Source organism: Rummeliibacillus pycnus (assembly GCF_002884495.1).
GTDB classification, from domain to species: Bacteria; Bacillota; Bacilli; order Bacillales_A; family Planococcaceae; genus Rummeliibacillus; species Rummeliibacillus pycnus.
In genome coordinates, this window is record NZ_KZ614145.1 from 2,712,578 (window position 1) to 2,724,738 (window position 12,161).

The 12,161-nt window shown below is 38.8% G+C and carries 6 protein-coding genes and 2 rRNA genes; 5 read left to right on the forward strand and 3 right to left on the reverse strand.

Annotated elements, in window-relative coordinates; genetic code table 11:
- Positions 1-33: 33 nt before the first annotated feature.
- Positions 34-2,962, reverse strand: a 23S ribosomal RNA gene (locus tag CEF14_RS13220).
- Positions 2,963-3,273: 311 nt separating this feature from the next.
- Positions 3,274-4,823: ribosomal RNA gene (locus tag CEF14_RS13225) — 16S ribosomal RNA — on the reverse strand.
- Together the 16S and 23S rRNA genes form the textbook arrangement of a ribosomal RNA operon.
- Before the next feature lie 929 nt (positions 4,824-5,752).
- Here CEF14_RS13225 and CEF14_RS13230 point away from each other — a divergent pair.
- From CEF14_RS13230 to CEF14_RS13240, 3 genes are all read left to right on the forward strand, one after another.
- Positions 5,753-6,232 carry a hypothetical protein gene (locus CEF14_RS13230; protein ID WP_102693282.1) on the forward strand — a complete coding sequence of 160 codons (480 nt, stop codon included), beginning with the start codon at positions 5,753-5,755 and terminating at the stop codon, positions 6,230-6,232.
- A gap of 94 nt (positions 6,233-6,326) precedes the next feature.
- Positions 6,327-7,754, forward strand: a complete 1,428-nt coding sequence (locus tag CEF14_RS13235; protein WP_146013883.1) for a hypothetical protein — start codon at positions 6,327-6,329, stop codon at positions 7,752-7,754.
- Between the two features lie 122 nt (positions 7,755-7,876).
- The gene (locus CEF14_RS13240) at positions 7,877-8,554 is read left to right on the forward strand and encodes a DUF2642 domain-containing protein (protein ID WP_102693284.1); all 678 of its coding nucleotides are present in this window, start codon (positions 7,877-7,879) and stop codon (positions 8,552-8,554) included.
- Positions 8,555-8,779: 225 nt separating this feature from the next.
- Here the strand turns inward: CEF14_RS13240 and CEF14_RS13245 are convergent, their stop codons facing one another.
- Positions 8,780-9,565 carry a TrmB family transcriptional regulator gene (locus CEF14_RS13245; protein ID WP_102693285.1) on the reverse strand — a complete coding sequence of 262 codons (786 nt, stop codon included), beginning with the start codon at positions 9,563-9,565 and terminating at the stop codon, positions 8,780-8,782.
- A 115-nt stretch (positions 9,566-9,680) separates the two neighbouring features.
- On the opposite strand from CEF14_RS13245, the gene CEF14_RS13250 reads away from it, so the two are divergent.
- Both CEF14_RS13250 and CEF14_RS13255 read left to right on the forward strand, forming a co-directional pair.
- Positions 9,681-10,457 (forward strand): TSUP family transporter, encoded by a 777-nt coding sequence (locus CEF14_RS13250; protein ID WP_102693286.1) that lies wholly within the window; start codon positions 9,681-9,683, stop codon positions 10,455-10,457.
- 402 nt (positions 10,458-10,859) lie between these two features.
- Positions 10,860-12,158, forward strand: coding sequence for a sensor domain-containing diguanylate cyclase (locus CEF14_RS13255; RefSeq protein ID WP_102693287.1), 1,299 nt, complete (start codon positions 10,860-10,862; stop codon positions 12,156-12,158).
- The last annotated feature ends 3 nt before the right edge of the window (positions 12,159-12,161 follow it).

The window sequence follows — 12,161 nt, forward strand, 5'->3', positions numbered from 1 at the left end:
TGGATAAACACTCATTGAAGTTCTTAAGAACTTTTGGTTAAGTCCTCGATCGATTAGTATTCGTCAGCTCCATGTGTCACCACACTTCCACCTCGAACCTATCTACCTTGTCGTCTTCAAGGGATCTTACTTACTTGCGTAATGGGAAATCTCATCTTGAGGGGGGCTTCATGCTTAGATGCTTTCAGCACTTATCCCGTCCACACATAGCTACCCAGCGATGCTCTTGGCAGAACAACTGGTACACCAGCGGTGTGTCCATCCCGGTCCTCTCGTACTAAGGACAGCTCCTCTCAAATTTCCTACGCCCACGACGGATAGGGACCGAACTGTCTCACGACGTTCTGAACCCAGCTCGCGTACCGCTTTAATGGGCGAACAGCCCAACCCTTGGGACCGACTACAGCCCCAGGATGCGATGAGCCGACATCGAGGTGCCAAACCTCCCCGTCGATGTGGACTCTTGGGGGAGATAAGCCTGTTATCCCCGGGGTAGCTTTTATCCGTTGAGCGATGGCCCTTCCATGCGGAACCACCGGATCACTAAGCCCGTCTTTCGACCCTGCTCGACTTGTAGGTCTCGCAGTCAAGCTCCCTTGTGCCTTTACACTCTGCGAATGATTTCCAACCATTCTGAGGGAACCTTTGGGCGCCTCCGTTACTCTTTAGGAGGCGACCGCCCCAGTCAAACTGTCCGCCTGACACTGTCTCCTACCCCGCTTAGGGGTACGGGTTAGAATTTCAATACAGCTGGGGTAGTATCCCAAGGACGCCTCCACCGAAGCTGGCGCTCCGGTCTCTCTGGCTCCTACCTATCCTGTACAAGCTGTACCAAAATTCAATATCAGGCTACAGTAAAGCTCCACGGGGTCTTTCCGTCCTGTCGCGGGTAACCTGCATCTTCACAGGTACTATAATTTCACCGAGTCTCTCGTTGAGACAGTGCCCAGATCGTTACGCCTTTCGTGCGGGTCGGAACTTACCCGACAAGGAATTTCGCTACCTTAGGACCGTTATAGTTACGGCCGCCGTTTACTGGGGCTTCGGTTCTCACCTTCGCTTGCGCTAAGCAATCCCCTTAACCTTCCAGCACCGGGCAGGCGTCAGCCCCTATACGTCACCTTACGGTTTTGCAGAGACCTGTGTTTTTGCTAAACAGTCGCCTGGGCCTATTCACTGCGGCTCTCTCGGGCTTGCACCCTACTAGAGCACCCCTTCTCCCGAAGTTACGGGGTCATTTTGCCGAGTTCCTTAACGAGAGTTCTCTCGCTCACCTTAGGATTCTCTCCTCGACTACCTGTGTCGGTTTGCGGTACGGGCACCTCCTACCTCGCTAGAGGCTTTTCTTGACAGTGTGAAATCAGGAACTTCGCTCATACGAGCTCGCCATCATAGCTCAACGTTATAGAGAGCGGATTTGCCTACTCTCACGTCTTACTATTTAGACGCACATAACCAACAGTGCGCTTACCCTATCCTACTGTGTCCCCCCATTACTCAAATGGTAGGGAGGTGGTACAGGAATATCAACCTGTTATCCATCGCCTACGCCTGTCGGCCTCGGCTTAGGTCCCGACTAACCCTGAGAGGACGAGCCTTCCTCAGGAAACCTTAGTCATTCGGTGGATGGGATTCTCACCCATCTTTCGCTACTCATACCGGCATTCTCACTTCTAAGCGCTCCACCAGTCCTTCCGGTCTGACTTCACAGCACTTAGAACGCTCTCCTACCACAGACATCGTAGATGTCTATCCACAGCTTCGGTGAATTGTTTAGCCCCGATACATTTTCGGCGCAGCGTCACTCGACCAGTGAGCTATTACGCACTCTTTAAATGGTGGCTGCTTCTGAGCCAACATCCTGGTTGTCTAAGCAACGTCACATCCTTTTCCACTTAACAATTACTTTGGGACCTTAGCTGGTGGTCTGGGCTGTTTCCCTTTTGACTACGGATCTTATCACTCGCAGTCTGACTCCCGTGCATAAATCACTGGCATTCGGAGTTTGTCTGAATTCGGTAATCCGGGATGGACCCCTAGTCCAAACAGTGCTCTACCTCCAGGATTCTCTATCACGAGGCTAGCCCTAAAGCTATTTCGGAGAGAACCAGCTATCTCCAAGTTCGATTGGAATTTCTCCGCTACCCACACCTCATCCCCGCACTTTTCAACGTGCGTGGGTTCGGGCCTCCAGTAAGTGTTACCTTACCTTCACCCTGGACATGGGTAGATCACCTGGTTTCGGGTCTACGACCACATACTCATTCGCCCTATTCAGACTCGCTTTCGCTACGGCTCCGTCTTTTCAACTTAACCTTGCATGTAATCGTAACTCGCCGGTTCATTCTACAAAAGGCACGCTATCACCCATTAACGGGCTCTAACTACTTGTAGGCACATGGTTTCAGGATCTCTTTCACTCCCCTCCCGGGGTGCTTTTCACCTTTCCCTCACGGTACTGGTTCACTATCGGTCACTAGAGAGTATTTAGCCTTAGGAGATGGTCCTCCCAGATTCCGACGGAATTTCACGTGTTCCGCCGTACTCAGGATCCACTCTGGAGGGAATGAACTTTTGACTACAGGACTGTTACCTTCTTCGGTAGGTCTTTCCAAACCGCTTCGTCTAATTCATTCCTTTGTAACTCCGTATAGAGTGTCCTACAACCCCAAGAGGCAAGCCTCTTGGTTTGGGCTCTTCCCATTTCGCTCGCCGCTACTAAGGGAATCGAATTTTCTTTCTCTTCCTTCAGGTACTTAGATGTTTCAGTTCCCTGAGTCTGCCATCATGACGCTATGTATTCACGTCAAGATACTGTCCCATTACGAACAGTGGGTTCCCCCATTCGGAAATCTCCGGATCATAGCTTACTTACAGCTCCCCGAAGCATATCGGTGTTAGTGCCGTCCTTCATCGGCTTCTAGTGCCAAGGCATCCGCCATGCGCCCTTAATAACTTAACCTTCAGTTTTCAATACACATCGCATTACGTCGTCAATTTCACTCGTTCAAATCCTCATGCACCAAAGTGCACTCCGGTTTTCACTCACTCATTTCCTAGTACTACTCGTGTCTTGAAACCTTTTACAACTTTCAAGTTATTAAGCCTAAAAAATTTAAAACTTAATATAAAAAAATGTGTTACTTAAGAATTTCTTCAATGTCGTTTTATCCAGTTTTCAAAGAACAAGTTTTGAAAGCGATGAGCCTTCAAAACTGAACAGCAACCGTTAATCTTACAGACCCAAGGTCTGTATTCCGAAATATTCCTTAGAAAGGAGGTGATCCAGCCGCACCTTCCGATACGGCTACCTTGTTACGACTTCACCCCAATCATCTATCCCACCTTCGGCGGCTGGCTCCAAAAGGTTACCTCACCGACTTCGGGTGTTACAAACTCTCGTGGTGTGACGGGCGGTGTGTACAAGGCCCGGGAACGTATTCACCGCGGCATGCTGATCCGCGATTACTAGCGATTCCGGCTTCATGTAGGCGAGTTGCAGCCTACAATCCGAACTGAGAACGGTTTTATGAGATTAGCGTGCTCTCGCGAGTTAGCGACTCTTTGTACCGTCCATTGTAGCACGTGTGTAGCCCAGGTCATAAGGGGCATGATGATTTGACGTCATCCCCACCTTCCTCCGGTTTGTCACCGGCAGTCACCTTAGAGTGCCCAACTAAATGATGGCAACTAAGATTAAGGGTTGCGCTCGTTGCGGGACTTAACCCAACATCTCACGACACGAGCTGACGACAACCATGCACCACCTGTCACCAATGTCCCCGAAGGGAAAACTCTATCTCTAGAGTGGTCACTGGGATGTCAAGACCTGGTAAGGTTCTTCGCGTTGCTTCGAATTAAACCACATGCTCCACCGCTTGTGCGGGCCCCCGTCAATTCCTTTGAGTTTCAACCTTGCGGTCGTACTCCCCAGGCGGAGTGCTTAATGCGTTAGCTGCAGCACTAAGGGGCGGAAACCCCCTAACACTTAGCACTCATCGTTTACGGCATGGACTACCAGGGTATCTAATCCTGTTTGCTCCCCATGCTTTCGCGCCTCAGCGTCAGTTGCAGACCAGAAAGTCGCCTTCGCCACTGGTGTTCCTCCAAATCTCTACGCATTTCACCGCTACACTTGGAATTCCACTTTCCTCTTCTGCACTCAAGTCTCCCAGTTTCCAATGACCCTCCACGGTTAAGCCGTGGGCTTTCACATCAGACTTAAGAAACCGCCTGCGCGCGCTTTACGCCCAATAAATCCGGACAACGCTTGCCACCTACGTATTACCGCGGCTGCTGGCACGTAGTTAGCCGTGGCTTTCTAATAAGGTACCGTCAAGGTACGTTCATTTCCTAACGTACTTGTTCTTCCCTTACAACAGAGTTTTACGATCCGAAAACCTTCATCACTCACGCGGCGTTGCTCCATCAGACTTTCGTCCATTGTGGAAGATTCCCTACTGCTGCCTCCCGTAGGAGTTTGGGCCGTGTCTCAGTCCCAATGTGGCCGATCACCCTCTCAGGTCGGCTATGCATCGTCGCCTTGGTAGGCCGTTACCCCACCAACTAGCTAATGCACCGCGGGCCCATCCTGTAGTGACGCCCGAAAGCGCCTTTCAACATTTCACCATGAGGTGAAATGGATTATCCGGTATTAGCTCCGGTTTCCCGAAGTTATCCCAGTCTACAGGGCAGGTTGCCCACGTGTTACTCACCCGTCCGCCGCTAAATCAGAGGAGCAAGCTCCTCGTCATTCGCTCGACTTGCATGTATTAGGCACGCCGCCAGCGTTCGTCCTGAGCCAGGATCAAACTCTCCATAAAAATAAAGTTTGAAAGCTCATTTGCTTTGCTAGCGTTATCTATTGATAACAATTTGTCCTTGTCACTAACAGAAGTTAGTGATCAAAGTTTATTGATTAACGTTTGCTTGTTCAGTTTTCAAGGTTCATATTTAACGTCGTCTATTTTAGCGACTTTTTTATTATATCAAATCTCAAAAGCTATGTCAATAACTTTTTTTAACTTAATATTTTTTACTCATTTTTCGCTGTATCTCTTAGCGACTTAAATAATATATCATGCTATTTTATTTGAGTCAATATATTTTTATTATATTTTATAAATTTATGAGTTTTTTCTGTTATTGATAAAAAACTTATCACAGCAAATTTTTTATCTATGTTGATAGAGGTATTCAAGTATCACTATCGTATTAGCTAACCATATACTATAAATAAAATGATTTACTTCAACTTTATAATAAGAAAATCTGTATAAAAGTTTTTACACAGTTCAAATTCACTTCTTACCTCCTTTAAGCAAATAGTAACTGTTGATTTTTTAAAACCTGTCATTACTTCTACTTCTTTGTTTTCAAAAATATTCGTTAAATTAAGAAGGCTGTAACTGAATTTCCTTTGCTCAAAGACCACCGCCTTTTACCAATAAATTGTCTTAAAATTGATACTGTCAAATACCAAGGCCTAACTTTTATAATGAATAACCGTAAAACAGATAGCTTAATCTTGGAGATTTTCCGAAACGCTACTAATATTGCGATTTTATTTTGTGCTATTAAGTATTCTATTTTCTAATATTATAAATGTCTAAATAGAAATCCTTAAAAAAGAAAATGTAAGCTTTTGAACCTACAAATAAAACTTATTCAATGGATATTGGGCTTTTGACATTGAATTATCACCCAATAATACATATGGATAGTAAGAACAAAAAAAAGGAGGCTAAGAGTAATGAACAAAGAGTTATTAGGTTCTTTAGTGAATCAAGTCATTAAAGTAGATAGGGGAGGCCCAGAAAACAATATTGGCATGTTGTTAGGCGCTGGAGAAGATCACATTACAATACTTACAGAAAACGATGGCATTATATACTATAAAACACAACATATCAAAAGCTTAACACATGATTCAAAAGGCGGATTGGAATTTAACACTGTAATTCCTGAAAATTTTGAGTATGTAAAAGGGGAGGATTTTAAAAGTGTTCTAGGTTCCCTACGCTATCAATGGGTACAAATCAATCGTGGCGGCCCTGAAAAATTGGAAGGCGTTCTAGATTCAGTTACTGATGATTATTTAACAATCATCTTGAACGAGGAAGTCATTCGAGTTTCTACGTTCCATATTCGAAGTATTAGCTATGGACTTAAAATTGAAAAAGAAGCGGCAGAAGATGTAACAGAAAAAGAAAGTAATGAGAAAAAACAATAGAATTTCACTGATCTAAATACCTTGAAAAAAAGCACAATGTAAATTAAAGCAATAGTAAATAACTAAAAAATAACTTATGAAAGGGGCCCCCTAATTGATGGAGGGTAACTTTGAAAAATCAATAGGGGGTCTTGTAGGTTCGAAAATTGGTTTTTATCTCAACGATAACCAATTTATCGAAGGCGTTTTATTAAACGTTAAGCGAGATCACCTAATTGTAAAGGTGAATCAGAGTGTTATTTATTTTGCGCTCAATCAAATTCATGCATGTTCAAAAAATGCTAAAGACTTTCGAGTATCATCTAACGTAGTTCCCTACCTAAACCGTAATAATTTAACAGATATATTGAATGACTTGAAATATAATTGGGTCACTATTAATTGCATGAGTAACCAAACATTTGCTGGATTGTTAAGTAGGATTTGCGAAGACCATATTATATTAGTTAACAATACAGAACAACTCTTTGTACAAAAATCTTATATTTCTAATATCTATAAAGGTATTTACGAAAATATTGAACAAAATCAAAAGAATAATGTTATAAAAGATACTATCCAATCATTATCTCCAGAAGACGAATCAAATCAACTCCTTGAACATGAATCTATTCTTCCTTCTACATCTGAGTCTACCTTATCTTCTGAAGTTGACTCTATTCTGACTTCTACACCTGAGCCTACCCTATCTTCTGAAACTGATCTTATTCTTCCTTCTACATCCGAATCTACCTTATCCTCTGAAACTAATCCTGTTACTACATTACCTGATTCTGTCCAACTTCCTATACCCAACAAAACTGTTCAATTTAATGAATTTGATTCAAGGAATGAAAGTACTCACCATCTAGTAGAACCAACTAAAAACGAACAAAAAAACAAAAATAAGATGTCTGCACAAGAATACTTCAATGCTATTAAAAGAAAAAATTATAACGATGAAACAAATCACCTAGATATCCAGAACTCCAACGAAGCAGGATCAACAACCCAAAATACTTACGTTCATTCATCAAATGTTGAAGAATACGATAATGAATCAAATAATTTAACAAAAGAAGATCTAAATACTTTTATAATGAACAGAAATAGAAAAATTAGAAAAAGAAAATTTAAGCTAACCAAATCTAACGTATATCAAAAAGGAAAGAAAGATATTACGTTTTCAATCGCTTCTTTAACTGATAAAAAACTTTTAGATAAACCAAACATGTTAAATGAAGATTACGAAGTTTTTTATGATAATCCGAATTCTAGTAATCACTATACTGATCCATTATTTTCTAACTCCTTCGATCTTTCAACACAAAAAGTACTCAAAGAAGGCGATATTGATGAAAATTTACATCATTCAACTAACAATTTAGACTATAAACAATCATCATCTAATTGCCACATTGTAAATAAAACCAGTTCAAAAGAAGAAAAGATTGTTTTAGAAAAACAATACTATGCACTAATGAAACATGCTGAAAAAATGTATCTGCAATTAAAGAATGCTCGTTTAAAGAAAGAACATTAGAGGAAATCACATGAACAAAACAATCTCATTTCTTTAATAGTTTACTTTATATTGATGATTCAATTATTGGTTTAGTTAGCTTAAATCTTTATGTAGAAAAATTTATTAAAAAGGATGGTGACATGAATAAATTACTACAAAAATTCAGCAATGAAATAGTAGAGCTTGAGATATCCGGAGGGAAATTTCTTAAAGGTACTATGATCGATATCGGCAGTGAAATAGTTGTTTTATTTAATGGAAGTGATTATCTATACGTTCCTATTGAACATATTCAACATTTATCCCTAAATAATGATAATGGGGATGAAATCGATAAACCTTCAGAACCTCCAACTATTATTTCGAACAAAGAGAAGGAAGATTTAACCCTGACTCAGGTTCTTACCCAAGCACAAGGAATGTATACAGAAATTTATGTAACAGGTAAAACTTCATTGCATGGATATATCTCGAACATTATGAATAATTACATCGTATTTCAATCACCTATCTATAAAACCATGTTTATTGCATTAAAACATTTAAAATGGCTTATTCCTTATTCTTTTAATCAAAAGCCTTACGAATTGGCAGATCAAACCTTTTCTATTCAACCTTATAATGAACCATTATCGAACAACTTAGAAATTCAAGTTGAGCATATGAAAAATGAACTGGTTGTCATTAATATTGGAGAGAAAAGCAATTATATTGGAAAAATAATTGCGATCGAAGGGGAAATTGTAGAAATAAAAACTGCCAGAACAAATTCTGTTTATCTTAATCTAAATCATTTTAAAACAATTCATTTGGTATGATACCTATATATCCTAAATCAATTTGAAATTATTTATTCAATTTATAAATTACCTGCAACCTTCACTTTTAAAGGGAGGGTTGCAAAGGTAATTATTGCCCTATAGGTTCAATTCATCGTTACTGTCTATCAATACGCAGGTTTTCCCTTTCAACTTATCTACCTTTCTGATCTCCCTATTGCTACTTGTGTATAACTAATTATTTCATCAATACATATCCACAATTTAATCTTCCATAAAGAATTTCTTTCGTTCCGTGGATATCCATTCCTCTAGGTTATCTCCACTTTTCCTAACTAAGCGGTTAACCAATACATCATGCCAAACGTAATCTTCCAATAAATAAATATGAACGGGATCATCTGTATAAAAAGCCAATTCACGATCATCTAATGATGACCCGTATATCATTTCCTTTGCATCAATGGATAAAATAAACCACCTCTTACTTGTTGGTGCTTCTGTAAAATGAGTGATTCGATGTAGATCTACCCCTTTTACAGGTTCATTTACATGTAGTGTAATTCCTTGAATTTGGATATTTTCATCTACTTCATCTAAATCTTTTCTTAACTCTTCATACATATCATCCCACATCGAAATGATAATTCTTTTTTGGGCTTTTTTAATAAGTGATTTGCAATAGCTAGCAATCGTCGTTTTCTCTTTTAATGTAAGAACACGGTTGTCTGGCTTTTCTTCTGTTGTTTCTAGTTCTTTAAGCTTTTTGCTCAAACTTTGATAATTTGTTTCCCAAGTGGATTGTGCCTTTTCTAGAAAGACGTCTACTGGTAGTGGTGAATACACAGCCCCATCGTTTTTTTCCTCTTTTAAGACAATTCCCTTCTCAATTAGGTTTTTCAAAGTATCGTAGATTCGTGCTCTCGGTATACCAGAGTCTTTACTTACTTGATATGCTGTTACAGCCCCCAATTTGACCAAAGCAACATAGGATTTTGCCTCGTATTCAGTGAATCCCATTGCCTTTAGCTGCTTCACTAAGCTCTCCATACTGCATTCCTCCATTTTTTCTTATCTTCATCTTACCAAATCTATTTGTAACTATTTACAATAAAAAAGATTTTAGTTACTATCTTAGTAGTTACTATACAGGAAGGTTGATTTGATGTCATTTGACGTAGATATTAATTTTTCACTTTTATTAATTCTTGTAATTTTTGGTTTTTTAGCTGCATTTATTGATTCTGTTGTCGGTGGTGGTGGATTAATTGGATTACCAGCCTTGTTATTTGTAGGTCTTTCACCTGCTGCAGCCGTTGCAACGAATAAACTTGCAGGGACAATGGGGTCTCTAACGAGTACAATAACTTTTTACCGTTCTGGCAAGATGGATTTCAAATCTGTTGCAAAATTTTTCCCATTAGTTCTTATTGGATCAGGTATCGGTGCATGGATTGTCCATTTGATGAATCCAGAGATATTAAAACCACTTATGCTGATTATGCTTGCTGGGGTTGCTGTGTATACCATTTTCAAAAAAGATTGGGGTAGCGTTTCCACTTATAAAAGATTATCGCCAGCTAAACTTGCTTTATTTATAGTAGTCATTTTTGTCATTGGATTTTATGATGGTTTCTTAGGACCCGGGACTGGGTCGTTTCTCATTTTCGCCTTTTTAATGGTAGGTTTTGATTTTCTTAGGGCAGCAGGTAATGCTCGATTTCTAAACTTCGGAAGTAATATTGCTGCATTACTAATGTTCATGTCTTTAGGACAAATACACTATGCATATGGAATACCAATGGGCATTGCACAAATTTTCGGTGCCATTGTCGGTTCAAAATTTGCACTAAAACAAGGGACAGGTTATGTCCGAGTATTATTTATCATGGTGACATGCTCATTATTAGCAAAAAATATTTATGATTATTTCTTTAAGTAAGCTGTTAAATTATCTTCCTTAAAATAGGCCGTATATCTTTAACGGTCTATTTTTTTGCTTTAAAATATCATTGATTATTCAAAATCTGTAAACTAAATAGGAGGAATAATCTAAACAAAACCTTTTCTAAATGATACTATTCTAGTATTCGCTACAATTAAACAGAATTATCATATACGATACCTCAAAAGAGATCCATCAAAAATTCTATTAAAGTTGTTTTACAAATAATAGTTCGATCCTGTGTTAATTTGTGCAACGACTTACTTCAGAAAATTTTAAATCATAAGCGGCATGCTTATTTTAATATAAAGTGAAAAAGCTCGCTCATAATGAAACCAAAAGAATTTAGATATGGAAATGTAGTTAGATGAGGAAAATACGATTCAGGAGGATGCTTTAATGAAGGATTTTAGTCAAGCTATTTTGGATTCTCTTTTAGACAATATCGCAGTAATTAATAATAATGGGATTATCATTGCAGTAAATAAATCTTGGATTGACTTTTCTAAAGAAAATAACGGCAATACTTCTAATGGATACATAGGGACTAATTATTTAAATGTTTGTCCGGAAGAGATAAAAGAGGGAATTAGATGTGTTTTAAACGGGGAAAAAACACAATTCACATTTGAATATCCTTGTCATACTGAACAAGAATTACGTTGGTTTCTGCTAAGGGTTACTCCTATTAGAACTGAAAATTGTATTAACTATGGGGCAGTAATTTCCCATGTTAATATTACTGAACGTAAACTGGCCGAACTGAAATTAGCTCATAAAGAAGAACGATATAGGCTAATTACTGAAAATTCAACAGACTTTATTTCAATACATACACTAGACGGCGTTTTTACCTATGCTTCACCGATATGTAAACTACTATTAGGATATAATCCGTCCGAGTTAATCGGCCAATCTGCTAGTGACTTTTTTCATCCTGAAGATTTAGGGAAATTCAAGCAATTTCACAGTTTATCATTTAAGAAAAAGGAGATTCAAACCATTACTTACCGAATACGTTGTAAAAACAATCGTTATATCTGGTTTGAAACTAAATATCAATTTCTATCATCCTCAACTAAAAATAATAAAGAGATTATTTGTATATCCCGTGATATTACTCAGCAACAACTAAAGATAAAGCAAATTTCAAAAGAGAAAAAATTATTACAAAAAGCAATATTTCTAGATGAACTAACAGGTGTCCACAATCGGAGGCTATTTAATAAATTATTGAATACGCAATTTAAAGAATACTATGAGTCTAATAATGACTTTTCTCTATTAATGATTGATATTGATTATTTTAAACAATACAACGATACTTACGGACATTTAGAAGGTGATAAATGTCTCACTTTAGTAGCAACTACCTTAAAGGAACATGTAAGAGAGAAGGATATTGTTTGTAGAGTTGGTGGAGAAGAATTTTGCGTTATTTTACCAAAAACCAATAAAAAAGACGCTATTACGTTAGCAAATACACTTCGTCAAACAGTAGAACAGTTAAATATCTCCCATGTTTCCTCCACTATCAGTCCTTTTATTACAATCAGTATAGGAGTTGCAACAATTTCCAAAAACAAATTCACCAAGATTAGTGGAAAGGAATTATTTTCTCAGGCAGATCAAGCACTATATAAAGCTAAGAAAAGTGGAAAAAATAAAGTTATATTCTATGATTGTTTTTATGTTTAAATT

Excerpts from the sequence above, each read along its gene's own strand:
- CEF14_RS13230 (WP_102693282.1), top strand. The coding sequence starts at position 5,753 with ATGAACAAAGAGTTATTAGGTTCTTTAGTGAATCAAGTCATTAAAGTA.
- CEF14_RS13240 (WP_102693284.1), top strand. The coding sequence starts at position 7,877 with ATGAATAAATTACTACAAAAATTCAGCAATGAAATAGTAGAGCTTGAG.
- CEF14_RS13255 (WP_102693287.1), top strand. The coding sequence starts at position 10,860 with ATGAAGGATTTTAGTCAAGCTATTTTGGATTCTCTTTTAGACAATATC.
- CEF14_RS13250 (WP_102693286.1), top strand. The coding sequence starts at position 9,681 with ATGTCATTTGACGTAGATATTAATTTTTCACTTTTATTAATTCTTGTA.
- CEF14_RS13245 (WP_102693285.1), bottom strand. The coding sequence starts at position 9,565 with ATGGAGAGCTTAGTGAAGCAGCTAAAGGCAATGGGATTCACTGAATAC.